This window comes from Ruegeria sp. BI7 (assembly GCF_056537925.1).
In genome coordinates, this window is the sequence record NZ_JBQFSK010000007.1 from 125,031 (window position 1) to 150,968 (window position 25,938).

General features: G+C 58.3%; 26 protein-coding genes, 1 other RNA gene and 1 riboswitch. Of the genes, 14 read left to right on the forward strand and 13 right to left on the reverse strand.

Annotated elements, in window-relative coordinates:
* Window positions 1-56 precede the first annotated feature (56 nt).
* The 3 genes from pta to pdxR all read right to left on the reverse strand — a co-directional run bounded on the left by pta (window position 57) and on the right by pdxR (window position 4,445).
* On the reverse strand, window positions 57-1,079 hold the full coding sequence (gene pta, locus ACR0JB_RS16010) for a phosphate acetyltransferase (RefSeq protein ID WP_480645131.1): 1,023 nt from the start codon (window positions 1,077-1,079) through the stop codon (window positions 57-59).
* Between the two features lie 4 nt (window positions 1,080-1,083).
* Entirely contained in the window at window positions 1,084-2,859 is a 1,776-nt protein-coding gene (xsc, locus tag ACR0JB_RS16015) for a sulfoacetaldehyde acetyltransferase (protein WP_170398326.1), read from the reverse strand.
* 125 nt (window positions 2,860-2,984) lie between these two features.
* Window positions 2,985-4,445 carry a MocR-like pyridoxine biosynthesis transcription factor PdxR gene (pdxR, locus tag ACR0JB_RS16020; RefSeq protein ID WP_170398329.1) on the reverse strand — a complete coding sequence of 487 codons (1,461 nt, stop codon included), beginning with the start codon at window positions 4,443-4,445 and terminating at the stop codon, window positions 2,985-2,987.
* A 136-nt stretch (window positions 4,446-4,581) separates the two neighbouring features.
* Here pdxR and ACR0JB_RS16025 point away from each other — a divergent pair, with 136 nt between their 5' ends.
* Both ACR0JB_RS16025 and ACR0JB_RS16030 read left to right on the forward strand, forming a co-directional pair.
* Entirely contained in the window at window positions 4,582-4,890 is a 309-nt protein-coding gene (locus tag ACR0JB_RS16025) for an ArsR/SmtB family transcription factor (RefSeq protein ID WP_170398332.1), read from the forward strand.
* Window positions 4,883-5,914 carry a permease gene (locus ACR0JB_RS16030; protein WP_170398335.1) on the forward strand — a complete coding sequence of 344 codons (1,032 nt, stop codon included), beginning with the start codon at window positions 4,883-4,885 and terminating at the stop codon, window positions 5,912-5,914. The genes ACR0JB_RS16025 and ACR0JB_RS16030 overlap by 8 nt, the downstream gene beginning before the upstream one ends.
* Window positions 5,915-5,952: 38 nt before the next feature.
* On the opposite strand, the gene ACR0JB_RS16035 is transcribed toward ACR0JB_RS16030, so the two are convergent.
* Window positions 5,953-6,345, reverse strand: a complete 393-nt coding sequence (locus tag ACR0JB_RS16035) for a hypothetical protein (RefSeq protein ID WP_170398338.1) — start codon at window positions 6,343-6,345, stop codon at window positions 5,953-5,955.
* A gap of 54 nt (window positions 6,346-6,399) precedes the next feature.
* Complete coding sequence (locus ACR0JB_RS16040; RefSeq protein ID WP_170351002.1) at window positions 6,400-7,161, reverse strand: DUF1013 domain-containing protein; 762 nt, start codon at window positions 7,159-7,161, stop codon at window positions 6,400-6,402.
* Window positions 7,162-7,291: 130 nt separating this feature from the next.
* Here ACR0JB_RS16040 and ACR0JB_RS16045 point away from each other — a divergent pair, with 130 nt between their 5' ends.
* A complete protein-coding gene (locus ACR0JB_RS16045) occupies window positions 7,292-7,921 on the forward strand; it encodes a ribonuclease T2 family protein (RefSeq protein WP_170398340.1) in 630 nt (209 codons plus the stop codon).
* On the opposite strand, the gene ACR0JB_RS16050 is transcribed toward ACR0JB_RS16045, so the two are convergent.
* Window positions 7,918-8,406, reverse strand: a complete 489-nt coding sequence (locus tag ACR0JB_RS16050; RefSeq protein ID WP_170351000.1) for a hypothetical protein — start codon at window positions 8,404-8,406, stop codon at window positions 7,918-7,920. The two genes, ACR0JB_RS16045 and ACR0JB_RS16050, sit on opposite strands and share 4 nt — an antisense overlap.
* 102 nt (window positions 8,407-8,508) lie before the next feature.
* Here ACR0JB_RS16050 and ACR0JB_RS16055 point away from each other — a divergent pair, with 102 nt between their 5' ends.
* Window positions 8,509-9,030 carry a hypothetical protein gene (locus ACR0JB_RS16055; protein WP_170362305.1) on the forward strand — a complete coding sequence of 174 codons (522 nt, stop codon included), beginning with the start codon at window positions 8,509-8,511 and terminating at the stop codon, window positions 9,028-9,030.
* 34 nt (window positions 9,031-9,064) lie between these two features.
* Here the strand turns inward: ACR0JB_RS16055 and recR are convergent, their stop codons facing one another.
* The 3 genes from recR to ACR0JB_RS16070 all read right to left on the reverse strand — a co-directional run bounded on the left by recR (window position 9,065) and on the right by ACR0JB_RS16070 (window position 12,063).
* Window positions 9,065-9,658, reverse strand: coding sequence for a recombination mediator RecR (recR, locus tag ACR0JB_RS16060; protein WP_170350998.1), 594 nt, complete (start codon window positions 9,656-9,658; stop codon window positions 9,065-9,067).
* Between the two features lie 64 nt (window positions 9,659-9,722).
* On the reverse strand, window positions 9,723-10,067 hold the full coding sequence (locus ACR0JB_RS16065; protein WP_170398342.1) for a YbaB/EbfC family nucleoid-associated protein: 345 nt from the start codon (window positions 10,065-10,067) through the stop codon (window positions 9,723-9,725).
* Between the two features lie 235 nt (window positions 10,068-10,302).
* The gene (locus ACR0JB_RS16070) at window positions 10,303-12,063 is read right to left on the reverse strand and encodes a DNA polymerase III subunit gamma/tau (RefSeq protein ID WP_170398343.1); all 1,761 of its coding nucleotides are present in this window, start codon (window positions 12,061-12,063) and stop codon (window positions 10,303-10,305) included.
* A 133-nt stretch (window positions 12,064-12,196) separates the two neighbouring features.
* On the opposite strand from ACR0JB_RS16070, the gene ACR0JB_RS16075 reads away from it, so the two are divergent.
* The gene (locus ACR0JB_RS16075) at window positions 12,197-12,691 is read left to right on the forward strand and encodes a protein-tyrosine phosphatase family protein (protein ID WP_170398345.1); all 495 of its coding nucleotides are present in this window, start codon (window positions 12,197-12,199) and stop codon (window positions 12,689-12,691) included.
* 1 nt (window position 12,692) lies between these two features.
* Here the strand turns inward: ACR0JB_RS16075 and ACR0JB_RS16080 are convergent, their stop codons facing one another.
* The gene (locus tag ACR0JB_RS16080) at window positions 12,693-13,100 is read right to left on the reverse strand and encodes a hypothetical protein (RefSeq protein WP_170398347.1); all 408 of its coding nucleotides are present in this window, start codon (window positions 13,098-13,100) and stop codon (window positions 12,693-12,695) included.
* An 83-nt stretch (window positions 13,101-13,183) separates the two neighbouring features.
* Window positions 13,184-13,404: riboswitch (cobalamin riboswitch) on the reverse strand.
* Window positions 13,405-13,539: 135 nt separating this feature from the next.
* Here ACR0JB_RS16080 and ACR0JB_RS16085 point away from each other — a divergent pair.
* A complete protein-coding gene (locus ACR0JB_RS16085; protein WP_170398349.1) occupies window positions 13,540-14,397 on the forward strand; it encodes an alpha/beta hydrolase family protein in 858 nt (285 codons plus the stop codon).
* Between the two features lie 32 nt (window positions 14,398-14,429).
* On the opposite strand, the gene ffs is transcribed toward ACR0JB_RS16085, so the two are convergent.
* Window positions 14,430-14,528: signal recognition particle sRNA small type (ffs, locus tag ACR0JB_RS16090), an RNA gene on the reverse strand.
* Between the two features lie 39 nt (window positions 14,529-14,567).
* Window positions 14,568-16,448 carry a bifunctional 2',3'-cyclic-nucleotide 2'-phosphodiesterase/3'-nucleotidase gene (locus ACR0JB_RS16095; protein ID WP_254437453.1) on the reverse strand — a complete coding sequence of 627 codons (1,881 nt, stop codon included), beginning with the start codon at window positions 16,446-16,448 and terminating at the stop codon, window positions 14,568-14,570.
* A 189-nt stretch (window positions 16,449-16,637) separates the two neighbouring features.
* Here ACR0JB_RS16095 and nudC point away from each other — a divergent pair, with 189 nt between their 5' ends.
* The 3 genes from nudC to ACR0JB_RS16110 are packed head-to-tail and all read left to right on the forward strand — an operon-like array spanning window position 16,638 to window position 18,604.
* Window positions 16,638-17,618, forward strand: coding sequence for an NAD(+) diphosphatase (gene nudC, locus ACR0JB_RS16100; protein ID WP_170398351.1), 981 nt, complete (start codon window positions 16,638-16,640; stop codon window positions 17,616-17,618).
* Between the two features lie 40 nt (window positions 17,619-17,658).
* Window positions 17,659-18,126, forward strand: coding sequence for an SRPBCC family protein (locus ACR0JB_RS16105; protein ID WP_170398353.1), 468 nt, complete (start codon window positions 17,659-17,661; stop codon window positions 18,124-18,126).
* A 10-nt stretch (window positions 18,127-18,136) separates the two neighbouring features.
* The gene (locus ACR0JB_RS16110; RefSeq protein ID WP_217355403.1) at window positions 18,137-18,604 is read left to right on the forward strand and encodes a GNAT family N-acetyltransferase; all 468 of its coding nucleotides are present in this window, start codon (window positions 18,137-18,139) and stop codon (window positions 18,602-18,604) included.
* 10 nt (window positions 18,605-18,614) lie between these two features.
* Here the strand turns inward: ACR0JB_RS16110 and ACR0JB_RS16115 are convergent, their stop codons facing one another.
* Window positions 18,615-19,448 carry a prephenate dehydratase gene (locus ACR0JB_RS16115; protein ID WP_170350990.1) on the reverse strand — a complete coding sequence of 278 codons (834 nt, stop codon included), beginning with the start codon at window positions 19,446-19,448 and terminating at the stop codon, window positions 18,615-18,617.
* Window positions 19,449-19,567: 119 nt separating this feature from the next.
* Between ACR0JB_RS16115 and ACR0JB_RS16120 the strand changes: the two genes are divergently transcribed.
* The 5 genes from ACR0JB_RS16120 to ACR0JB_RS16140 all read left to right on the forward strand — a co-directional run bounded on the left by ACR0JB_RS16120 (window position 19,568) and on the right by ACR0JB_RS16140 (window position 25,928).
* Window positions 19,568-20,077: a c-type cytochrome gene (locus ACR0JB_RS16120; protein ID WP_170351131.1), complete on the forward strand. Its 510-nt coding sequence runs from the start codon at window positions 19,568-19,570 to the stop codon at window positions 20,075-20,077.
* A gap of 236 nt (window positions 20,078-20,313) precedes the next feature.
* On the forward strand, window positions 20,314-22,152 hold the full coding sequence (locus tag ACR0JB_RS16125) for an extracellular solute-binding protein (RefSeq protein WP_437436469.1): 1,839 nt from the start codon (window positions 20,314-20,316) through the stop codon (window positions 22,150-22,152).
* A 9-nt stretch (window positions 22,153-22,161) separates the two neighbouring features.
* A complete protein-coding gene (locus ACR0JB_RS16130; protein ID WP_170350988.1) occupies window positions 22,162-23,247 on the forward strand; it encodes a microcin C ABC transporter permease YejB in 1,086 nt (361 codons plus the stop codon).
* The gene (locus ACR0JB_RS16135) at window positions 23,248-24,354 is read left to right on the forward strand and encodes an ABC transporter permease (protein ID WP_170506663.1); all 1,107 of its coding nucleotides are present in this window, start codon (window positions 23,248-23,250) and stop codon (window positions 24,352-24,354) included.
* Window positions 24,351-25,928, forward strand: a complete 1,578-nt coding sequence (locus ACR0JB_RS16140) for an ABC transporter ATP-binding protein (RefSeq protein ID WP_170398364.1) — start codon at window positions 24,351-24,353, stop codon at window positions 25,926-25,928. Before ACR0JB_RS16135 ends, ACR0JB_RS16140 begins: the two co-directional genes overlap by 4 nt.
* Window positions 25,929-25,938 lie beyond the last annotated feature (10 nt).

Here is a 25,938-nt window from a genome sequence, read left to right on the forward strand (position 1 = left end):
TCTTGACGCTGTAGCGTCATCGGCGGGCTTGTCGCCGGGGTTGTTATGGGCTCAGGTCAACACGTCTCGGGCTCAGCTTCGGCATGCTGGGCCTGAACAGCTGTAACGGCGATCATGTGCAGCACATCATCGGCTGAACAGCCGCGCGACAGGTCGTTTGCCGGTTTCGCAAGCCCCTGCAGAACAGGGCCGACGGCCTCTGCCCCGCCGATGCGTTGCGCGATCTTGTAGCCAAGGTTACCGGCGTCGAGATTCGGAAAAACAAACACATTGGCTTGCCCTTTCAACGGCGAATCTTTGGCCTTTTTGCTGGCAACTTCGGGCACGTAGGCGGCGTCGAACTGCAGCTCTCCGTCGATCAGCAGGTGCGGGCTTGCGGCTTTGGCGATCCGGGTGGCTTCGACCACCTTGGAAACTTTGGGATGGTTGGCGCTGCCGCCTGTGGAAAAGGACAGCATGGCAACACGGGGTTCTTGGCCGGTCAGTGCGTGGTACGACGCCGCCGATGCCTGCGCGATTTCGGCCAGTTCCCGTTCGTCGGGATCAACAACCAGACCGCAATCGGCAAAGATGTGAACACCCTGAACCGCGTGGTGGTCGCGGTCATAGATCATCAAAAAGAAGCTGGACACCATATGAGCGTCGGGCGCTTTGCCAATGATCTGCAAAGCGGCGCGCACAGTGTCCGAGGTGGTTTCAACCGCCCCTCCGACGGTGCCATCAGCCAGTCCCAGGTGGACCAGCATGGCGGCATAGTTCAGGCGGCTTCTGATCAGTTTCTGCGCGTTCTCTGGCGTCATGCCCTTGTGCTTGCGCAGCTCATAATAGGTCGTGGCGAACCGATCTGTATGGGGGGATGTCGTGGGGTCATGGATGGTAATCCCGTCCACATCGGATCCGCCTTTTTCCGCCAGCAAGGCGGTGATCTTGGCGTGATCGCCCACAAGGATGATATCGGCGGCATTTTCGGCACGCGCTTTCAGCGCACCTTCCACCACACGTGGATCATCGCCCTCAGCAAGGGCGATGATCTTTTTGGAACTGGTCGCAGCCCCAAGTATTTGGCGCAGGGGCTTCACGTAATTATGCTCCGGCCTGGGGCTTCATGTCCGCAGCGTCGATACCAGCGACCTCGACGGGCTTCTTCATCGCATCGCGGCGGAACGGGTCACCCAATTCCTGGTTGATCATCGCTTCGATCAGCGTGGTGATGCCGTTTTTCTGATCGATGATCGCCTGGTTCAGCGCCGCAGTCAGCTCGTCCTGTGTGCGCGCCTGAACGCCCTTCAGTCCACAAGCTTGCGCGATGCCCGCATACGATACTTGCTGGTCCAGCTCTGTGCCCACGAAGTTGTCGTCGAACCACAGGGTCGAGTTACGCTTTTCCGCGCCCCACTGATAGTTGCGGAAAACGATCTGGGTTACAGCAGGCCATTCTTCGCGACCAATCGCCGTCAGCTCGTTCACTGCGATGCCGAATGCGCCGTCACCTGAGAAACCAACAACCGGAACATCGGGGCAGCCAATCTTGGCACCGATAACCGCTGGCAGGCCATAGCCGCAGGGACCGAACAGACCCGGAGCCAGATATTTGCGACCCTCTTCAAACGACGGATACGCATTGCCGATGGCGCAGTTGTTGCCGATGTCGGACGAGATGATTGCCTCTGTCGGCAGCGCCGCCTGAATTGCGCGCCACGCCATGCGCGGGCTCATCCAGTCGGGCTTGGCGGCGCGGGCGCGCTCGTTCCAAGTGGTGCCCGGATCGTCGTTCTCGTGGGTCAGCGAGCTCAGCTCTTGCGCCCAAGCAGATTTGGTGGTGGCGATGGTGTTTTTGCGATCTTCTCGACCTGCGTCACCAGCATGATCACCCAGACGGGCCAGTAGACCTTCGGCAACTTTCTTGGCATCGCCAACGATGCCAACCGTGACATCTTTGGTCAGGCCGATACGGTCAGGGTTCAAGTCAACCTGAATGATCTTGGCGTCGGTCGGCCAGTAGTTGATGCCGTAGCCGGGCAGGGTCGAGAACGGGTTCAATCGGGTGCCCAGAGCCAGTACGACGTCTGCTTTGGCGATCAGCTCCATACCAGCTTTCGAGCCGTTATAGCCCAAAGGACCGGCAAACAGCGGGTGCGAGCCGGGGAAGGCGTCGTTGTGCTGGTAGCCAACGCAGACCGGTGCGGTCAAACGTTCGGCCAGCTCGGCAGATGCGGGGATCGCACCGGACAGAACAACGCCAGCGCCGTTCAGGATGACGGGGAACTTGGCTTCCGACAGAATGTCAGCCGCTTCCTGCAGCGCCTCGTCACCGCCTGCGGTGCGAGCGAATTCAACGATCTTCGGCAGCTCGATGTCGATAACCTGGGTCCACATATCGCGCGGGATGTTCATCTGAGCCGGTGCCGAGGCACGCTTGGCCTGCAGGATTACCCGGTTCAGAACTTCGGCGACACGCGACGGGTCACGCAGTTCTTCCTGATAAGCCACGCAGTCCGAGAACATGCGCATCTGCTCCATCTCCTGAAAACCGCCCTGACCGATGGTTTTGTTCGCGGCCTGTGGTGTGATCAGAAGTACTGGTGTGTGGTTCCAGTATGCGGTTTTAACAGCCGTTACAAAGTTGGTGATCCCAGGACCGTTTTGCGCGATCATCATCGACATCTTGCCGGTCGCGCGGGTGTAGCCGTCGGCCATCATGCCGCCAGACCCTTCGTGCGCACAGTCCCAGAACGAAATTCCGGCCTTCGGGAAAATATCCGAGATCGGCATCATGGCCGAGCCGATGATACCGAACGCATGTTCGATCCCGTGCATCTGCAACGTCTTAACGAATGCTTCTTCAGTCGTCATTTTCATGTGTGTGATCTCCGCGCATGTGTGGAATGGCCGGGCCCGGTGCCCCGCCTTTGCATACGGTTTTGACCTATGGGGGAGGGCTGCGTTAGGGCCAGATGGATTTGCGGAATATGTCCAGTATGGCGCTAACAGCCGCGGATGGCTTCTGCAATCAATTTCACACCCGGTTCGATACGGTCCTGCCGGATCGAGGAATAGCCGATACGGTAGAAATTCTTCGGCTGATCCGGCCCCGAAAAGAACGGCGCGCCGGGTTCGATATGAACGCTCTGGCCCTGCAGCGTGTGGGCCAGTTGCGTTGTGTCGACGTGTTCAGGGGCAGACATCCACAGGGATGATCCGCCCATGATGCCACGCCCGGCCACTGTCAGCCCGTGTTTGTCGATCGCTTGGTCCAAGGCTTCGCGCCTGCGCGCCAAAGCCTTGGACATGCGTCGGATCTGCGCGTCGTAATGGCCCAATGACAGGAAATAGGCGGCGGTGCGCTGGATGTGCCCCGGTGGGTGGCGCAACACCAACGAACGCAGTGCCCGCGCCTCGCGGATGAAAGGTTCCGAGCCAACCATGTATCCCAGGCGCAATCCCGGAAATAGCGATTTTGAAAAGCTGCCGACATAGATCACGCGGCCATCGCGGTCCATTGACTTCAACGCCGGAGAAGGCGCGCCCAGAAAGGCCATTTCGAATTCATAATCGTCTTCGACCACCATCGCGTCCAAGTCATGCGCGCGCTCCAGCAATTTGTGCCTACGCTCAACGGGCATAGTTGCAGTGGTTGGGCTTTGGTGACTGGGCGTCGTAAAGATAACGTCGGCGGTGTCAGGCAATGTCTCAGGGGGCAGCCCGTCGCGGTCGACGGGTATCGGAGTCACGTCGCAATCCCAATGCTCTAGCAGGCTGCGCAGAGAGTAATAGCATGGGTCTTCGATCACCGCGGTGCGATTGTGGGTCAGCAAAATGCGTGAGGCCAGCCACAGTGCGTTCTGCGCGCCCATGGTGATCAGAATCTCTTCGGGGCGGGCGGCGATGCCGCGGCGGGGCAGGGTGTGACGGGCAATGAATTCGACCAGCAGCGGATCATCCTGATCCACGTAATCGGTGGTGAGGGATTCGAAATCCTTGTGCCCAAGGGCGCGTACGGCACACAGGCGCCAGTTGGCGTGGTCAAAAAGATTGCGATCCGCCTGCCCGTAAATGAATGGATAGCGATAGCTGCGCCAGTCCCGTGGTTTCGACAGCATGTCCCCGCCCGAGAATCGGCGGGCCAGCGCAGCATCCCAATCCACGGTTTCGGCACCGCGCTGAAGGGGTGTGTATTTCGGCGGCACCGGTGCGTTTTGCGAGACGAAATAGCCCGATCGCCCCTTTGCCGTCAGATAATCATTGGCCAGCAGTTCGGTATAGGCCAGCGTCACCGTAATCCGGCTGACACCCAGATGAGCGGCCAGTTTGCGTGATGAGGGCAGCTTTTCCCCCACATGAAACCTGCCGGACAGTATGCCTTCGGCAATCATCTGCTGGATCTGCGCCTGCAGCGTACCTTGCCCGTTCAGCTCAAGAAAGAATGTATCGACCGATATTGCCATGAGGTCTTATAGGGTGGACCTAAAAGATGAGCAATCTGGACTTATGACTTTTCCAAAAATTCCCGCGTTGCCGTGGTTGACGGTGGGTTTCAATTCACCTAAATAACTAGAAAACTAGTTTAATGGAGAATCGAATATGTGGGAAACTGCTGCAGCAGGATTTTCGGCCATGGGGTCCGAGGCCCGGTTGAAGGTTCTGAGAACTTTGGTCCGCGCCGGGCAGGCGGGCCTGACGGTTGGTGAAATTCAAGAGCGGACGGGAATAGCACCGTCAACCTTGGCTCATCACCTTCGGTTTTTGGCCGCTGGCGGTGTCGTGGAACAAGAGAAAGTCGGGCGCAGCACGATCAACCGTGCCAGCTATGACGAGTTGAGAAATCTGGCGCAGTTCATCCTTGCCGAATGCTGCGCGGACGAAGTGGGAAAGGCCGCGAACGATGGCTGAACTGACGCAAAATCCCAAAGTGTCCGTGAAGGCGCTTGATCTGATCAAAACCCCTTGGGCATTGATCGTTGCAATCCTGGCCGCCGTGGCTGTTCTGGACCCTGGTAATTGGGTTGAAATCGTGACTTTTGCTGGTAAGGCGCTGATCCATACCGGCCAGTATATCCTGTTTGCCGTTTTGTTGCTGTCCTACCTCAAGGCGACCGGGGCCGAGGTGATGGTCGCGCGCGCCTTTGAAGGGCGCGAGACGCGGATGATCTTCCTTGCTGCGGTGTTTGGTGGATTGGCGCCGTTCTGTTCCTGTGAGGTCATCCCGTTCATTGCCGGATTGCTGGCGCTGGGTGCGCCCCTGTCTGCGGTGATGGCGTTTTGGCTCAGCTCTCCGTTGATTGACCCGCCAACCCTGTTGATCACCGCCGGTGCGTTGGGATGGCCCTTTGCGATAGGCAAGGCGGTTGCTGCGGTGGCGCTGGGTCTGTTCGGCGGTTTCGTTGTGCGCGGCCTGATGCGCTCGGGCGCCTTTGCCCAACCGCTGCGCGACTACAAACCGGCCGGTTGCAGCGCTTGTGGTGGCCCAAAACAGGATGACAAACCGGTCTGGAGATTCTGGCAGGAAGCTGAGCGTCGTCAGAGGTTCCGGTCGGAATTCGTTCACAACGGGCTGTTCCTGCTGAAATGGCTGGCCCTGGCTTATGTGTTAGAGGCGCTGTTGGTCAGCTATGTTCCGGCCGATCTGATCGCCCGCGTGGTGGGGGGCGAAGGTGTCGTACCCATCGTGATCGCGGCGTTGGTTGGGATGCCTGCCTATCTGAATTCCTACGTCGCGCCGCCACTGCTAGCGGGGCTGACAGAACAGGGGATGAGTGCGGGGGCCGCGATGTCGTTCATGATCGCGGGTGCGGTCAGCTCGATCCCGGCGATGGCAGCGGTGTGGTCACTGGTCAAACTACGGGTCTTTGCCACCTATCTGGGGCTTGGGATTACCGGGGCGATCATTGCTGGTATTCTGTTTCAGATGATCTAAAGGAAAAACCGCCCGGAGATACCTCCGGGCGGTTTTGCTTATTGGTTGGCCTCGCACAGGCTCGGCAATTTGAACCTGTACCGTGCTTCTCCGCTGTTTACGTAGACACGTTTTTCGACACAGGCTGTGGTGCCTACTGTTCGTGCGACATGCTCTTTGGGTTCGTTGATGGACGTAGCCGACCCATCCGGCAATTGAACCGAGGCTATGACACCGTTCTTCAAATCCCCGTTCACGGGGGTTGCCGAAAGAACCGAAACGGTCAGGTACGAGTCATGTTCGTGCGTGCCGTTGTCATTGAAAACCAGCAATGCGGTAGCAATTGAGATGGTGCCGACGATTGCAACCGCCAACAAACCCCATGTCTTCAAAAAAGCATAGATCGATACGGCGCGGTGCGGGCCAAAGATTTTGGACAGGATGGTCAGCATGGAATCCCTGCGGGAAAAAAGCCCCAGCCTGTTCGGACCGGGGCCATCTGTGCCTTAGGGGCGCAGATCGTCTTCGTCTTCGTCCTCGGTCCCGCCTTTGGGCAGGTTGAAGAAGCTGTCGGCGTCGATGACCGGCTCTTCTTCTTTCTCTTCCACAGGCTCGTCAGACAGCGAGAAGGTTTCCAGACCTTCGATTGCGGTCGGGATCTTGGGTGCTGCATCCATTTCCAGCGATTGTTCGGTCGAAACCAGCTTGCGGCGTTCGTCATCGCTCATGACGCCACCTTCGGCTGCCTTCTTGGCCGCGGCTTTCTGAACGATGGCGTCCAGCTCGGATTGTTTGCACAAGCCCAGCGCAACCGGGTCGATCGGTTGCATGTTCGAAATGTTCCAGTGGGTGCGCTCGCGGATCGATTGGATGGTCGGCTTGGTGGTGCCGACCAGCTTGGCGATCTGACCGTCGCTAAGCTCGGGGTGAAATTTTACCAGCCACAGGATCGAGTTCGGACGGTCCTGCCGTTTGGACAGCGGGGTATAGCGCGGACCACGACGTTTTTCTTCACCGCTGGCAGCGGGGTTGAACTTGAGCTTCAGCTTATGCAGCGGGTTACCCTGCGCCGAGTCGATCTCATCCTGGGTCAGCTGGTTGTTTGCGATGGGATCGAACCCTTTCACGCCCGCGGCTACGTCGCCATCGGCGATGCCTTGCACTTCCAACTCGTGCATGCCTACGAAATCCGCGATCTGCTTGAAGCTGATCGTGGTGTTGTCCACCAGCCATACGGCTGTTGCCTTGGCCATAAGCGGTTTTGCCATCAGCCCGTCTCCTATAAATACATCTGTCCCGTCGCCGGAATTCGGCGGCCCCGTGGTTTTGGGGCAGGTTTCCGTTGTCGGGGAACTTGGGGCCTATATAGTCGCGGCAAGGCAAGAAGGGAAGAGGCGAATGCGCTGGGTGATTTTGTGGGTCTTGAGCGCGGTCGCCGCACTGGCAGACGGAGAGAAAGCCGGTGAATTCGACTATTACGTCCTGTCGCTGAGCTGGTCGCCCAACTGGTGCGCCCGCGAAGGCGATGCGCGCGGGTCAGACCAATGCGATGCGCGCCATGATCACGGTTGGATATTGCATGGGTTGTGGCCGCAATATCACCAGGGGTGGCCAGCGTTCTGTCGCACGGCTGAGGCGCCGCCAGCGCGCCGCATGACACGCGAAATGACGGATATTCAGGGCTCTTCGGGTTTGGCGTGGCACCAGTGGAAAAAGCACGGAACCTGTTCGGGGCTGTCCGCGCCCGACTATTTCGCGCTGTCTCGGGAGGCTTATGACGGAGTTGTGCGTCCGCAGGTGTTCCGACAATTGGAGACATCGGTCAAGTTACCCGCCTCGGTGGTCGAAGAGGCGTTTTTGAAGGCCAATCCCGGTTTAGAGCGGGACATGATCACAATCACCTGCAAGCAGGGCTATATTGAAGAGGTCCGTCTGTGCCTGTCGCGCGACCTTAGTCCGGTGCCTTGTGGTCGCGACGTTATCCGCGATTGCACAGCCAAAGACGCGCTGTTCGATCCGATTCGTTAGAGCTTCCGGTTCTGGCAGTCGCGGGCATAGTCCAGCGCTTTGGCGGTGCCCTTGAGATCAATTGCCATCACCACTTCGCCTGCCGGGTTATAGACGGTCATGGTTTTGTTCTGCGCGATGGCGTTAACGAAACTGCGGTCGGTGAAGAACACTGTCGCGCCCGGCACGTCACGCTGATTGAAGCCGATGGCAGTGGCATCAAAGCTTTTACCATCGAGTTCGAAGCGGATTGGGTAACTCTTACCCTGCTCAATATCGCCCCAGGCCTTGTTGTAGACGGCGAAATACCCGCGATTGTCCAACGCGTCATAGCCGATACGCACCACCGAGAGGTCTTGATAGATCGTCTGGATCAGACACCCGTTGCCAAGCGCGGGGTCCATCATGATGTTCCAACCCTCAACAAAGCCCTTATCGATCAGTTCCTGCGACCAAGCGGCAGTTGCGGTGAAGGCGGCGATTGTGAGGGCGAGAAGGCGGGTCATCAAACAACTCTCAAACTAACAGGGTTCTATTGACGTTATTAATTTTTTATTGAATTACAAAGGTATAACTTCTTTGTAAGAAATTACAGTGACTTGGAGCCGATGAAGCTGTTGCTCACCGCGCTGTTCAGCGTTTTCGCATACTCTATGACTTCTCTATTCCTGTTCGGAGGTGTTTTTCAGCCAATAGCATTTATTACGATTTGGAACGGTCGATTGGGTGCCCCATTTTGGTTGGCTTTTGTGTTTCTCGGCGGTTTTTTTGGTTTTTTTGTTGGTGCGTTCTTAAGTAAGCTTGGTTTCAAGTCCCAAGTGACCCTGCCGGTGTTTATTGTCATGGCTATGAGCCTTTCAGGCGTGTTTGTCGGGTCGTATACAAGCTTTCTACGTGCCCGAGAAATCAATGCCTTCGGTGCGGACGTAGAGTTTAGGAATTCGTTCTTTCAAACGCTTCGAAATGCGCCAAGAGAGTTTCAGTTCTATTTACATGCAGCAGCCCTAAAAGACTGCGTTCCATATGCTTGGAGTTATCGGAGCATGTCATTTTATCAACTGCCGAACAACGTCGCGGTCAATGTTCTGCCGTATGAATGGTTGGTGCAATGCAATATCACCAGAAATTAGCTTGAGCACTTGTCAAACGGAACACCTGACAAGATCAAAGCTCTTTCCGCGCCCTCAATGCCGCCGTAATCGTCCCGTCATCCAGGTAATCCAGTTCTCCGCCAATCGGCACGCCTTGCGCCAGCGAGGTCAGGCGGACCTGTCCTTCCAACTGATCGGCAATATAATGGGCGGTGGTCTGACCGTCGACGGTGGCGTTCAGGGCGAGAATGATCTCGGTGATCCCTTCGGCTGTCACGCGGTCCTTGAGGCGAGGAATGCGAAGTTCGTCCGGGCCGACACCGTCCAGTGCCGACAACGTGCCGCCCAGAACGTGATAACGACCTTTGAACACACCTGCGCGCTCCATCGCCCACAGATCGGCGACGTCTTCGACAACGCACAGTTCCCCGGTCGCGCGGTCCTCGCTGTCGCAGATGTCACAGATATCGGTGGTGCCGACGTTGCCGCAGTTCAGGCATTCGCGGGCGGTGATGGCAACTTGCTGCATGGCGTCCGACAGGGGTGTCAGCAGCAGGGCGCGCTTGCGGATCAGGTGCAAAACCGCGCGGCGGGCCGAGCGGGGGCCGAGGCCCGGCAGCTTGGCCATCAGATCAATCAGGTTGTCGATATCGCTGTTCGAACTCACCGAGGGTGCTCCTGCAAATGGGCCGGGCAGGGGCGCCCGGCCGATGATCCGTCAGGAGGGTGTATCAGAACGGCAGCTTGATGTCTGCGGGCAGGCCCATGCTTTCGGTCAGCTTCGCCATTTCGGCCTGTGCGCGTTCAGTCGCTTTGGTTTGTGCGTCCTTGATGGCGGCCAGGATCAGGTCCTCGACCACTTCCTTGTCGTCGCCGTTAAAGATCGATGGGTCGATGTCCAGACCTTTCAGCTCACCTTTTGCGGTGGCGGTGGCCTTGACCAGTCCTGCACCGGATTCGCCAACGACCGTCATGTTGTTCAGCTCTTCCTGCATGTCGGTCATCTTGGCCTGCAAGTCCTGCGCGGATTTCATCATCTTGGCCATGTCGCCCAGACCGCCGAGTCCTTTGAGCATCGGTATTCTCCTGTGTATCGCTTTGTCGCCTAAATACGGGTGGTACCCGTGTGGCACAAGGGGGTGGGGTTGCTCCCGCCCGTCGTCAAGGTCTTTGAAAGACCTTTCCTCCCGTTGGGCCCGGCAGCGCGGGCAAAGCCCGCGCTGCCGGGCCCAAGGCCGCTCAGGGCGATCGGCGTCAGCCGATGGCCCGTGGCGGGCGCGGGAGGATTTCGGGGGTGTGTGTTGAAGTGGCTCAGTCTTCCTCGAACGGGTCCCATTCGTCTTCGACCTCGGGCAGGGCTTCGGTTTCGACCTTGGCTGCGCGTTGCTCTGGCGTTTCGATGCTTTTGATCCGCGCCTTCGGGAACTGGGCCAGAACCGCCTGCACCAGCGGGTGTTCGCGGGCTTCTGCCTTCAGTGCTTCCTCAGCCGCGTTTTCCTTTTCATAGATCGTCTCGCCGCCGCCTTCGTTGACGACAGTGACTGCCCAGCGGTTACCGGTCCATCGCTGCAGGGCGGTCCCCAGACGTTGCGCCAACTGGGCCGAGGCACGCTGGGTCGGTTGGAATTCGATACGCCCGGGTTGATAGGCTGCAAGCCGCAAAGACCGCTTGACCTCATCCAGAAGCACACCGTCCCGGTTTGCGCGGATCAGTTCGACCACATGATCGAAGGTCGGATAGCGTGCCAGGGCGGCCTGCACATCCTGCGCCAACGCCGCGCTGGGAGCGCCGCCGCCCCCACCATGGGCGGGAGCTGCGTAAGAAGATGCCACCGGCGCTTGCGTCTGAACCGCGGCATGCGATGGCACCGGTATCCCGCCACCGGGTCCGCCATTTGGCGGTGGGGGCGTGTCTTGCAGACGTTTGATCAACTCTTCCGGGCTGGGCAGGTCAGCCACATGGGTCAGTCGGATCACTGCCATTTCAGCTGCCATCATTGCATTTGGGGCCGCCGAGACCTCTTCGAGCGCTTTAAGCAACATCTGCCACATCCGGGTCAGGACGCGCATCGGCAGGGCCTCGGCCATTTGTTGACCACGCGCGCGCTCGTCCGGCGAAACGGTGGGATCATTGGCTGCGTCTGGCGTGATTTTAACCACAGAGACCCAATGGGTGATCTCGGCCAGATCGCGTAGCACGGCCAGCGGATCGGCTCCTTCGGCATATTGCCCGCCCAACTCGGTCAGCGCGCCTGCAGCGTCCCCGCGCAGGATCATGTCCATCAGGTCCAGTACCCGACCGCGATCAGCCAGGCCCAGCATCGCGCGGACCTGATCGGCGCTGGTTTCACCCGCACCGTGCGAGATCGCCTGATCCAGCAGCGAGGTCGCGTCCCGAGCCGAGCCTTCAGCCGCACGGGTAATCAGCGCCAGCGCGTCATCCGCGATCTGAGCGTTTTCCGCCGCCGCAATCTTGCCGAGCAGGCCGATCATGTCCTCGGGTTCGATCCGGCGCAGGTCGAACCGTTGGCAGCGCGACAGAACCGTCACTGGCACTTTACGAATCTCGGTGGTGGCAAAGATGAACTTCACATGCTCGGGCGGTTCTTCAAGCGTCTTGAGCAGCGCGTTGAACGCGCTGGTCGACAGCATGTGGACCTCGTCGATGATATAGATTTTGTAGCGCGCGCTGGCGGCGCGATAGCGGACACTGTCGATGATCTCGCGGATATCGTTCACACCAGTACGGCTGGCGGCGTCCATCTCCATCACGTCAACGTGGCGGCCTTCCATGATGGCCACGCAATGTTCGCATTGGCCGCAGGGCTCGGTCGTTGGTTTGCCGTCACCATCGGGGCCGATGCAGTTCATGCCCTTGGCGATGATCCGTGCCGTGGTGGTTTTGCCGGTGCCGCGAATGCCGGTCATGATGAAAGCCTGTGCGATCCGGTCGGCCTCGAACGCATTTTTCAGCGTGCGCACCATGGCATCCTGACCGACGAGATCGGCAAAGGTTTCCGGGCGGTATTTGCGGGCAAGAACCTGATAGGCGGGGCTGGGCGTGTCGTTCATATCTGCTCTGTCGGATTCGGGTTCCGATGCAGCGTAGAGACCCCCGCCGCCCGCGTCCACAGCAGGCTTGGGTGAATTTCGGTTTGCAGCACAATTTGCACGCTTTAGAAGCGAGTATCAGGGAGGGTCCGTAGTGAGCCAGTTCGCACTTCATTCAGTTCAGATTGGAAACGGCACCGTTGCCTTGTCGCCCCTTCCGGGGCGCGGTGGCGGGTATACGCGGGACTTGGGAACGATCTGCGACTGGCAGCCGGATCTTGTGATCTCGATGACCACCGAGGTCGAAATGCTGCAAGAGGGCGCAAGTGGGCTTGGCGAAGACCTGCACGCACTCAATATCGAATGGGTGCATCTGCCGGTTGCGGATTTCGGTACGCCGCCTCCTGAGGTTGACGCGGCGTGGGGCAGTGTCAGCCCTGCGGCGACTGATATTCTGTCCCGCGGGGGGCGGGTGTTGGTGCATTGCCGGGGCGGCTGTGGCCGGTCCGGGATGATCGTGCTGCGCCTTATGGTCAAGCATGGCGAAGACCCCGAGACAGCGTTGGCCCGTTTGCGGGCGGTGCGGTCCTGCGCCGTCGAGACCGACGGCCAGATGGAATGGGCAGCCCTTGGGCGGACGCGCGACTAGATCAGAGCGCCACCTGTCGTTCTGCCTGTGCTACCGGGTTGGGCGGGATCGCTGTGACCTCAAGCATGGCGCAGGGTGGGGTGGTTAGCATGCCTGCAGGGCGTATAGTCACATCCGGGCCGAACATCATATCTGCGTAAGCATCCAGCGACTCGAGGGGCGCATCATCACTTGCGTCGCAAAAGACGCGGATCAGGTCTTTTTGCGCGCGAAACCGTGCGCTGCATCCTTGCGTGCAATAGGCCAGCTCAGTGCTGCCGTCGAACTCAAAATCAGGCGTCGTCGCAGGAACGGCCGCGTCCATCGCCTGCACGATCGTGCGCGCCATCCGGGCCAGCGCCGGACAGGTTTTTCCTGTGCGTTGGCAAACGGTTGCGGTAAATTGGTGTGTCTTTGTCTTCCAGATCATATTGCGCCCTCCGCGCGTGGAACGGGGGCATGGATCAGGTGTGGCAGCGTGCTGACGACCTGCCCGGACACCCCGTCCGAGTTTCGGTTTCTTGTTCGATGGCAGGTCTCCTGACTTGCGGGTCGTTGCGTTGCCGACCTTCCCAGCCTTGCGGCCAGTGGTGTTTCGGCATTGCTCACCGCTTACAGTTGCGGGGGCAGTCGCGGCCTTGGTTCGTTCCGGTATTCCGGGCAGAACCGCACCGTGTTCCCTTTTCATCCCGCCCCGGGGACCGGGGACGAGAACCATCACCCAATCGCTAGCGGGTAGGGGTGACCTGAGTCAAGCCGCCTTTTGGTGGGGCAAAGTGGACGCGTGGTCATGCGGAAACAGGATTGACTTAGGGTGGCAAAAGATGCCGTTTGGGGTGGTGAACTAATCGGTTCAGATTGAGGGCGCCATGCTGGATACCGCACAAGCTGTTTTAACCGAGGATTTTCAGTTTCCTTCTGGTTCGACCCAACTGTCGGCTCGGCTGTACCTGCCGGTGGCCGAATCTGGGATCGCAGTGGTGATCCACAGCGCCACCGGGGTGCCGCGCGACTATTATCAGCATTTCGCACGCTGGTTGGCTGCGGAACATGGCATTGCCTGTCTGACCTATGATTACAGCGATTTCGGTCATTCGCAGAGCAGGCCATTGAAGTCAGCTCAGGCCACGATGGCGGATTGGGCGCTGATCGACATGCCTGCGGCTCGGGCCGAGATGCGCAGGCGATACCCCGACGCGCAGCACTGGAGCATCGGCCATTCCGTCGGCGGTATGCTGGGGCCGATTCAGCCCGATATTGATCAGATCGACCGTATGATCTGCGTCTGCGCCGGGCCGGTGACTGTGTCGGACCATCCCTGGCCTTATCGGGCGTTGGCTTTGCTGTTTTGGTACGGACACGCGCCCCTGGCCGTAAAAGCGCTGGGTTACCTGCCGGGCAAGGCACTGGGATTCGGATCGAACCTGCCTGCCAGCGTCTATTGGCAGTGGCGCCGCTGGTGTACTGCGCCGCGCAACTACCTGCCCGAAATCGGCGTGTCCTTGCCCGAGGCCCGCTGGGCACAGTCAGACACACCAGTGGATCTGTTCAGCTTTGAGGATGACGATCTGGTGCCAATGAACGCGGTCTGGCGGCTGGCTGATCTGTACGGGCCCAACGCACGCCGCCATTTGTTGTCTCCGGCCGAGTTCGGACTGTCCGAGGTTGGCCATATCGGTGCCTTTGCCCGGCGCAATTCGGCTGTCTGGCCACGGTTGATTGCCTAGGCCTGTTCGCAACTTTTCAATGTCGGGAGTTAAAGTGAGAGGTTGGACATCGACCCAAGCGGGGCTCGTTGTGGCTGCTTCCTTCCGGACCTGACCAGGTTGGCGAGGCGCTCGCCCGCGCCAACCTCTCGGGGTCTGATATAGGCAACGGGCGCAGGAAACACAACCCGTCAGAGCGTCAAACGGATCAGCAAAAAGCCCTCATCGTCTTCTCTGACGACGTGAGGGTCATATTCTTCAAGCTCGGCAATGTGGGTTTGTGCCTTCGGACCGGTTCTTAACAGCGCAGTCGCGCCCTGCATCGGGGCAAAGCCAAAAGGATAGGGCGCATATTGCAAGGGATCTTGCGGCAGTGCGCCGGACAGATAGTCCTGCAAGACGCGCTGAACAGGCAGGTTCGGCAGCGCGATGGGCTCGGCCTGATCAACAAAGGGAAAGTGACCCCCGCCATTGGCACGGTAATTGTTCAGTGCGACGACGAACCGTTGATCGGCGGCCATCGGTTGGCCGTCAAAGCGAATGTTGCGAATGCGCCGGTTGACGGGGTCGATCAAGTGACCGCCAGCGTCGAACCGAGCCGGTTGAGAGAGATCAAATTGATAAGTAAGTCCCTGTATAATATCAAAATTATGCCCCGCCCTGTTGATGTCGACCAATGTGGTCTGATGTCCCGGCGTAATCTGGTTGAACACACCTGCAGACATCTCAAGCCAGTCGCTGATCTGCTCTCCGGTGACAACTACCGCCTGCAGCTCATTGGGAAACGCATACATGTCGTTGACATGGCGCAGGCATATCTGGCCGGGCGGGACGTCGGTGAAAAACCGGGGGCCGGCACGCCCCCCGAACTTTGAAGGCGCGGTCGCGGACAGAACAGGAAAATCCGCAAATGACGTGTCCTGCAGATAGGGCCGCAGGGCTGCTGCCTGGGCCGCGGCGGTCAGAACCAAACCTCTGTCCGGGGCGCAAAAACTGAAATAGCTGTGCAAATGCTGATCGGTCTGGCCAACGGGTTGCGCCGTGCGCCGCCGGGTTTCCGAATGGCCCCGGGCGAAAAGGCGCGCCAAAACAGGGTCTTCCTGGATAAGCTTGGGTGAGCCGTCGGGTTTGGTTGGGCATATCGAACGCAGACTGACGCGATGATCCTGAACGGTCCAATGGCCATTTCCCGCCCTGTCCAATGTCAGGTCGATCACCCCCAGAAATGACCCGGACGCACCGGGCATGACCACCGGCTTTCCGTGAACCAGACCCCGATTTGCATCGACGTGCTCAATCCCGTCATGTGCGTTTCCGGGCAGTGTCAGATGTGAATGCCCGGCAATCAGCGCATCAATTCCTTCGATACCGGCCAGCGGGATGACGGCATTTTCCAAACCCGTTTCCGGTTCGGCCGACCCTATCCCTGTATGCGCCAACGCAAGGATCAAATCGCAACCCTGCGCTTTCAGATTCGTCACTTTTTGTGCGGCGCAGGTCAGGATATCTTCGATGACGACCTTGCCTTGCAGCAGGTGTGCTTCCCATTTGGCTGTCTGCGGTGGTAGGACTGAGAACGCACCAATTTTCAGCGTAACATGTTGATCATCAAATTTTATTTCTCGATTCAACATCGTATGATCTTGCCAGCAGTTGGGGGCGTCTTGTCGGTGTGCATTGCTGCAAATCACAGGGCACGCAGCATCTGCAATTACGCGGTCCAGCGTTTCCAGTCCAAAGCCGAAATCATGATTTCCGAGGCCGATTGCGTCATAACCCAGCTCGGAAAATGCCTGCATCAGGATGTGCGGTGCATTTTCGGATTGAACCGCCCATTCCCCCAGTGGCGTGCCTTGCAGTGAATCTCCGTTGTCGCACAGAACCACCAGAGCACCCTGCGCTTCGGCCTCGGACCTGGCTGCGCGGATCAGGCTGGCGGTGCGGGTAAAGCCGATTGAGGGGTCGGGGCTGTCCGAAAAATAGTCGAAGCCGCATAGATTCATGTGCAGATCGGATGTTGCCAGAACCCGTATCTTCAGTGGCGCGCGGGACGGGGGAAGGGGATGTGTCAAGTTTCTACTTCTGGCGGTTATATGTTAATCATTTTCTCCAAAAAGTATAATAAATGCAACTTGCATAGCGTGCTTTTAGTCAATTGACGGCTTCAAGTTTTCGGGTGGTGCGAATTGGCATTGCAACATTGGCATTGCAACAAAAGGGCAGCCGTGGCAGCCCTGTGCCGACGACCCAAGGGAAATCCTATGAAACACGCGGAACTGGTGACATTTGGCAGCTCGGGCCTTGATCGCGCGGCGCATATTCGAGGGAATGCAGACCATTTGGCGCAGGTGCGCGCGCATCCGCAAGCGACCTGCCTGTTGCTGTGGCGTGGTAAGCCGCTGGTTCAGGGGGAAGCACTGGACCGCCTGGGGTTGATTCCCATAACCCACGGACTGGTACAAAACGGCCCGGGCGGCAGTATTGAAGAACCTGTATTTCTGGGACTTTCAGACGGTGATCCGGTTTTTGCGCTGGATATCTCGGGCTGGTCCCCCGAGGGGCTGGACATGTCGCAGGTCGGTGCCTTTATCGACCCGTCGGAACAGCAACACCCGGACCTGCCAACAGGCTATGTCTTTGCTGAGTTGCGCCGGATCATGACCCGACTGTCTGCCCGCGATGCGGAATTGGCTGCGGCCGCCAAGGCCGTTATTGGCTGGCACGAAACGCATCGGTTCTGTGCCCGTTGTGGCGCACCCAGCGAAGTATCCCAAGCTGGATGGCAGCGCAGTTGCGCCGAATGCGGTGGTCAGCATTTTCCGCGCACCGATCCGGTGGTCATTATGCTGATCACCCATGGGGATTCGGTTTTGATGGGGCGATCACCGGGCTGGCCCGAGGGGATGTATTCCCTGCTGGCTGGATTTGTCGAGCCCGGAGAAACGCTTGAGGCAGCGGTTCGACGTGAGGTGATGGAAGAGGCAGGCGTGCCGGTTGGCCCGGTCAGCTATCTATCCAGCCAACCCTGGCCATTCCCGGCCTCGCTGATGTTTGGTTGCGCGGGTGAGGCGTTGTCGCGCGAGATCACCATTGATCCGGTGGAAATCGAAGATGCAATGTGGGTCAGCAAGCCCGAGATGATGCAGGCCTTTGCCGGGGAACACCCGGTCCTGCTGCCAGCTCGCAAGGGGGCCATTGCGCATTTCCTGCTGCAAAACTGGCTTGCGGATACGCTGGACTGACAAAATACTAGGCCAATAGACAAGAGACCCACGAACCATCATGCAGTTTACAGCACGCGAAGATATCGAAGCCCCGATCAATGCGGTATTCGAAATGGTCGCTGACTTTGAGCGGTTCGAACGCATGGCCATGCGCCGGGGGATCGAAGTAAGGCGCATGTCGGGTCATATGGGTGTTGTGCCCGGTACGCAGTGGGAAACCGAGTTCAACCTGCGTGGCAAGCCCCGCCATGTTGCGGTTGAGATGGCTGAATGCGATCCGCCTGCCTTGATGCGGTTTCAGGCAGCAAGCAAGGGCATGAACGGGACAACAACTGTCGAGTTTCTGGCCTTGTCGCAGCGCCGCACCCGCTTGAGTGTCGAGATGGCGCTGGCGGCGAAAACTCTGCCGGCCCGGTTGTTGCTGCAGTCACTGAGACTGGGCCAGTCGCGGTTCCGACGACAATTCCAACTGCGGCTCAGCGAGTTCGCGCGCGAGATGGAAGAACGCCATCTGCACGGTTCCTGACAGGAGGCAAATGGACAATCTGATCATCCGACAGGCCGGTTTGGACGACGTCCAAGGCATTTCAGACGTGTTGCATGAAATCACTGCTGCCGGAAAACGCACAAGACCGAGTGACCCGGGCTTTGTACTGACGAACTATGTCGGGCACCCGGATCAGTTGACATGTGTCTTGGCACTCAGCGAAACCCGACTTTTGGGGTTCCAGTCCATGAAACGGGCGGTCGCAGCCAATCCTTACGGAGTACAAGTCGGCTGGGGAATCATCGGTACCCACATTCGACCCTCGGCCGCGCGTTGCGGGGTGGGGCGGGCCTTGTTTCAGGCGACATTGAAGGTTGCCACAGAGCAGGGCATTCCCGCCATCGACGCCACCATTGCGGCGAGTAACGCCGAAGGTTTGGCCTATTACGCCGCAATGGGGTTTATCGATTACAGATCACACGAAGGGGCTGTGTGCAAAGCCTACACAGTTGGATGAAACCAGGCGCTTACCCGCGCGAATGCGCTGCCGGGTAGACGCCCAGTACTTCGACATTGGTGGTGAAATGCTCCAGCTCTTCCATGGCCAGCTGCACGTTGCGGTCTTCGGGGTGCCCGACGATATCGGCATAAAACTGGGTCGCAGTGAATGACCCGTCGACCATATAGCTTTCCAGCTTTGTCATGTTGATACCGTTGGTGGCAAAGCCGCCCATCGCTTTGTACAGCGCAGCCGGAATGTTGCGCACCTGAAACACGAAGCTGGTGATCATGCCATGCGGGCCGCGTCGGGACATGTCCGCCTGCCGCGACATAACCAGGAACCGCGTGGTGTTGTTGTCCTGATCTTCGATGTGACGGGCCAGCACGTTCAGCCCATAGATTTCGCCCGCCAGCTCACTGGCCAGTGCCGCAGAATGCAAATCACCTTGCTCCGAGACCTCACGCGCGGCGCGCGCGTTGTCGGGGCTGACGCGGCCGCGAATGTCGTGTTCTTTCAGAAAGCCTGCGCATTGCGGCAGTAGAACCAAATGCGAATGCGCCTCGGTGATATCTTCAAGCGTTGCCCCGGGGACGGCTAGCAGATTGATATGCACGCGTACGAAGGCCTCATCAATGATGTGCAGCCCACTATGGGGCAGCAGGCGGTGAATATCGGCCACCCGGCCATAGGTGGTGTTTTCGACCGGGAGCATCGCCAGATCAGCTTCGCCTGACCGAACCGATTCGATCACATCTTCGAAAGTACGGCAGGGCAGGGCCTCCATATCGGGGCGCGCATTGCGGCAGGCCTCGTGGCTATAGGCGCCTGGTTCTCCCTGAAATGCGATACGATTGCTCATTTGGTCGATTCCGTGCAACAAGTTCTACAATTGGGCGTTTAGTCGCGGTGTCTATACCTTGCCTCTTGCAAGGGGAAGCCTTAGACACCCCGCAGACAGCTGAAATGGACTCGCGATCAATGTTCGACACGATGACAGTTACCAAGGCCGCCGCAGGCCTATTTGGCACCTTCCTGGTGCTTCTTCTGGCCAAATGGGGTGCCGAAGTTCTTTACCATGCGGATGGGCATGGCGAGACAGCCTCTTACATTATCGAAACCGAAAGCGCTGGTGAAAGCGCCGACGGTGAAGAGGTGGTCTTCGAAGATATGCTGGCCGCCGCCGATCCGGAAAAAGGCGCCCGTGTCTTCCGTAAATGCACCGCCTGCCACAAGCTGGAGGACGGCGCAAACGGTACCGGCCCCTACTTGTACGGTGTCGTAGATCGCCCGGTTGCATCAGCCAACGGCTTCACCGGCTATTCAGCCTCGATGCAGGCCCATGGCGGCAATTGGACTCCCGAAGCGCTGGATGCGTTCCTCGAGCGCCCAAGTGCTTACATCTCGGGTACTTCGATGAGCTTTGCAGGCCTCAAGAAACCGCAAGAGCGCGCCGATCTGATCGCGTATCTGCAGACCATCGGCAATTGATCGTTTGATCAAAGCATGATTTTCTAAGCCGCTGCCTCGCGCAGCGGCTTTTTTTTGCCTAAGAAAAACTTCACAAAGTGTTCACGCATTCTAAACTTGAACCTGACAGTGCTGGTCATTTAGCTGGCGCGAACAAGATAAAAGACACAACGACCCAGAGGATGAGCAAAATGATATCCAATCGACTTACTGCACAGGCGCGCTCGGTGGATATTAAGGGTTGGTCGCACGCTTTGATGTTCGGGTTGATTGTGGTCATGCTGACCTCGGCGCAGCTTTTTGCGGAAGAAAAGATAATCAAAAGCCACGGATTCTCGGAATTCGGCGATCTGAAATACCCCGAAGGTTTCGCTCATTTCGACTATGTGAACCCCGACGCTCCGCGCGGGGGAGAGCTATCTTATGCCGCGCAAGGCACGTTCTCTAGTTTGAACCCGTTTACGCGGAAAGGGCGCGCAGGCGCGCGGTCTGCTGACCAATATGAAACCCTGCTGATACCATCCTATGATGAGCCCGCAGCCTATTACGGGTTGCTGGCCGAAAGCCTGGAATACCCCGAAAGTCAGGATTGGGTTATTTTCAACATGCGGCCCGAGGCCCGGTTTTCAGACGGCAGCCCCGTGACAGCCGAGGATGTTGTGTTTTCCCACAATCTGCTGCTGGATCAGGGGCTGAAATCTTATGCAGATGCGGTGCGCAAACGTATCCCACGCGCCGAGGCACTGGATGAACACAGGGTCAAATTCTATTTCGCACCGGATATCTCGCGCCGGGCATTGATCTCGCAAGTGGGCGGAACGCCGGTGTTTTCCAAAGCCTGGTTCGAAGCAGACCCGGAAAACCGGCGTCTGGATGAACCGCGTTTGGTTCAGGGGGTTGGATCGGCCCCCTATGTTCTGGACAGCTATGACATCAACCGGCGCATCATTTACAAGCGCAACCCCGATTATTGGGGCGATCACGTCAACGTAAACGTGGGTCGCAACAACTATGACACCATCAGGATCGAGTATTTCAGTGACTCGATTGCCGCGATGGAGGGATTCAAGGCAGGTACGTTCACGTTGCGGCAGGAAAACAACTCGAAAAGCTGGGCGACCGCCTATGATTTTCCGGCCATTGCGAACGGCTCAGTCATTCGGGACGAGTTGGCGAATGGAAACGTGCCATCTGCGTCGGGCTTCATCATGAATCTTGATCGCCCACAGTTGCAGGATCCGCGTGTTCGCGAAGCCATCCAGCTCGGTTATAATTTCGAATGGACCAACGAAAGCCTGCAGTACGGGTTGTTCCAACAGCGTAGTTCTTTCTGGGAAGGCACGCACCTTGAGGCGACTGGCCTGCCCGAAGGGCGTGAATTGGAGGTGCTGCAAAGCCTCGGCGATGCGTTGGACCCGGACGTTCTGACCGAGGAACCGGTCAGCGCCCATGAATCGCGCCCGGCGCGTCAGAACGACCGTCGCAACCTGCGCGCGGCGATGAAGCTGTTGGACGAGGCCGGTTGGCTGGTTGGTGATGACGGCATTCGCCGGAACGACAAGGGCGAAGTGTTGTCGATCGAGTTTTTGTCGGACCAGCCGACGCTGGACCGCATTGTTCAGCCCTTTGTCGACAACCTGCGGGCAATGGGTATCGACGCGCTGTATAACCGGGTGGACAATGCCCAGTTCACGCTGCGCCGCCGGGATCGGGATTTTGACATGATCGTCGGCGGGTATCCGAAATCACTGCAGCCTTCGACTGGCCTGTATCAGCAATTCGGGACCGAGGCGGCCTCGTATTCCGTATTCAACCCGTCGGGTGCGCATGGTCCCGATATTGAACCATTGATCGACAACATCGTTGCCGCCACCGAAAGCGAGGAGCTTTTCGCCAATGTCCGCGCGTTGGACCGTGTTCTGCGGGCCAAGCGGATCATGGTTCCGACATGGTATCTGGGCAAATATTGGGTCGCGTATTGGGACATGTACGAATACCCGCAAAACCTGCCACCCTATGCGTTGGGCGTGGAAGACCTGTGGTGGATCAACGCCGAGAAAGAAGCCGAGTTGAAATCCTCGGGCGCGTTGAGGTAATCCGCCCCCATGGGAGCATATATTCTAAGACGCCTGTTGCTGGTCATCCCCACATTGCTTGGGATCATGATCGTCAATTTCACGCTGGTTCAGTTTGTCCCCGGTGGTCCGATTGAACAGATGATCGCCCAGATGCAAGGGGGCGGTGACGTGTTCGAAGGCATCGCAGGCGGCGGCAGCGATATCGAGCAGCAAACCAGCAGCGTGAATGACCGCTATATCGGCGCGCGCGGACTGCCGCCCGAATTTATCGAAGAGTTGGAAAAGGAATTTGGATTCGACAAACCTCCGGTCGAACGGTTCCTTGACATGTTGGGCAACTACATGACGTTGGATTTCGGCGAGAGTTATTTTCGCTCGATCAGCGTGATTGATCTAGTGCTGGAAAAAATGCCCGTTTCGATCTCGCTGGGCCTGTGGTCCACATTGATTGCCTATCTGGTGTCGATCCCGCTGGGTATTCGCAAGGCGGTCAAGGATGGTTCAAAGTTCGATACCTGGACCAGCGGCACCATCATTGTGGCTTATGCCATTCCCGGGTTCCTGTTTGCGATCCTGCTGTTGGTGCTGTTTGCCGGTGGGTCCTACTGGCAAATCTTCCCGCTGCGGGGGCTGACATCTGACAATTGGGACAGCCTCAGCCTGATTGGCAAGATCGCGGACTATTTCTGGCACATCACACTGCCGGTCATTGCCCTGACGATTTCCGCCTTTGCGACGCTGACGCTGCTTACCAAAAACTCGTTTCTGGATGAGATCAAAAAGCAATATGTCATGACTGCCCGCGCAAAAGGTCTGAGTGAGGGCAGGGTGCTGTATGGCCACGTGTTCCGCAATGCCATGCTGATCGTGATTGCAGGCTTCCCGGCAGTGTTCATTGGCGTCTTCTTCGGAAGTTCGATCATCATCGAGACAATCTTCTCACTCGATGGTCTGGGCCGTCTGGGGTTCGAGGCAGCTGTCGCCCGCGACTACCCGGTGATCTTTGGCACGCTGTTCATCTTTGGCCTGATGGGTCTTGTCGTCGGTATCGTCAGCGATTTGATGTATGTGCTGGTCGACCCGCGCATCGATTTCGAAAAGCGGGAGGGGTAAATGGCGCTTTCCCCCCTCAATCAGCGCCGGTGGCGTAATTTCCGGCGCAATGGCCGGGCTTTTTGGTCGCTGATCATCTTCTCGGTACTGTTCGGTATCTCGCTGTTTGCCGAGTTCATCGCGAACGACAAGCCGATCCTGGTGAAATATCGGGGCGAGTTTTATACGCCGATCTTCAACTTCTATGCAGAAACCCAGTTCGGTGGTGATTTCCAGACCGAGGCGATCTATCGCGACCCCGAAGTGAAATGCCTGATCGATAGCGGCGGTCTTGAGGAATGTTTCGACGATCCCGAAGGGATCATTGACGAAATAAAAGACGGGACCTTTCAGGCCGAGGGGTTTGAACGCGGTTGGGCGATCTGGCCGCTGATTCCATATTCCTTCAACACCAGTGTGGATCGTCCGGGGGCCGCACCGCTGCCGCCCAATGGGCAGAACCTGTTGGGAACCGATGACACCAAGCGCGATGTGTTGGCTCGGGTAATCTATGGCTTCCGCTTGTCGATCCTGTTCACATTGATGGTCACAGGGGCCGCCAGCCTGATTGGCATTTTCGCCGGTGCCATTCAGGGCTTTTTCGGCGGCTGGTTGGATTTGGTCTTTCAGCGCATCATCGAGATCTGGTCGGCCACCCCATCGCTGTACGTGATCATCATCATGTTCGCCATTCTGGGTCGAAGTTTCTGGCTGCTGGTGGCGTTGATGATCCTGTTCAGTTGGACCGGATTGGTCGGCGTTGTCCGGGCCGAATTCCTGCGCGCGCGCAATCTGGAATATGTCCGCGCGGCACGGGCGTTGGGCGTGGGCAACATGACGATCATGTTCCGTCATATGCTGCCCAACGCGATGGTTGCGACGCTGACATTCATGCCCTTCATCGTCACTGGCACCATTGGCGGATTGGCATCGCTGGATTTCTTGGGCTTTGGCTTGCCGTCTTCGGCGCCGTCGCTGGGGGAATTGACGTTGCAGGCGAAACAAAACCTGCAGGCGCCGTGGCTGGCCTTCACTGCGTTCTTCACTTTTGCCATCATGCTATCGCTACTGGTCTTCATCTTTGAAGGCGTTCGCGATGCGTTTGACCCCAGAAAGACCTTCTCATGAGCCTTTTGGATGTGAACAACCTTAAGGTCTCGTTCAAGCAGGACGGGCAGGTGAGCGCGGCGGTCAAAGGTGTTTCGTTCACTGTGGACCGGGGGGAAACCGTCGCACTTGTGGGGGAATCCGGATCAGGCAAGTCGGTTACGGCTTTGTCCACCGTGTCGTTGCTGGGGGACAGTGCTATCGTCGAAGGTTCGGTCACCTATGACGGTGATGAGATGATCGGCGCCACGCAAGACAAGCTGATGGACGTGCGCGGCAATGATATCAGCTTTATTTTTCAAGAGCCGATGACCTCGTTGAACCCGCTGCACACCATCCAAAAGCAGATGGCAGAATCGCTGGCCCTGCACCAGGGTCTGAGCGGAGATGCGGCACGCACACGTATTGTTGAACTGCTGACCAAGGTGGGGATTCGTGATCCACAGGATCGGTTGGACAGCTATCCACACCAGTTGTCCGGTGGGCAGAGGCAGCGGGTCATGATCGCAATGGCGCTGGCCAACAAGCCCGACATTCTGATCGCGGATGAACCGACAACTGCCCTGGACGTGACCATTCAGGCGCAGATTCTGGAGTTGTTGGCCGAGCTGCAAAAGTCTGAGAATATGGGGATGCTGTTCATCACCCATGATCTGGGCATTGTGCGGCGCATCGCCGACCGGGTTTGCGTGATGAAGGATGGTGAGATCGTCGAGACCGGCGCCACTGCCGAGATCTTCAACAACCCGCAGCACCCCTATACGCAGAAACTGCTGGGGGCCGAGCCATCGGGCCATCCCGACCCCGTCGCCCCCGAGGCCGAAGAGGTCGCCCGTACCGATCACCTGAAGGTCTGGTTCCCGATCCAGCGCGGGTTTTTGAAACGGACCGTGGGCCATGTGAAGGCAGTGAACGACGCCACGCTTAGCGTGCGTGCGGGCGAGACGGTGGGCATTGTCGGTGAAAGCGGGTCTGGTAAGACGACGCTGGCGCTGGCGATCATGCGCCTGATTGCGTCCGAAGGCGCCATCACTTTCCGCGAACAGGACGTGCGCCGCTGGTCCACGCGAGAGTTGCGGCGGTTGCGCAAAGACATGCAGATCGTGTTCCAGGACCCGTTTGGCAGCCTTAGCCCGCGGATGACCTGCATGCAGATCATTGCCGAGGGCTTGGCGATCCATAAGGTCGACCCCCACCGTGCCCCGCGCGAATTGGTGGCCGAGGTGATGACCGAAGTGGGATTGGACCCGGCGGCAATGGACCGATACCCGCATGAATTCTCGGGCGGACAACGTCAGCGTATCGCGATAGCGCGCGCCATGGTGTTGCGGCCCAAGCTACTGGTACTGGACGAACCGACCAGCGCGCTGGACATGACGGTGCAGGTGCAGATCGTTGATCTTTTGCGCAATCTTCAGCGGAAATACGGGCTGGCCTATCTGTTCATCAGCCACGACCTGAAGGTGGTCCGGGCGATGTCTCACAAGGTGATTGTCATGCGGAACGGAGATGTCATCGAAATGGGTGCGGCCGAAGATTTGTTCGAAAATGCTCAGACAGATTATACCCGTGAACTGATTGCGGCAGCGGGGTAGGGTGAGTACC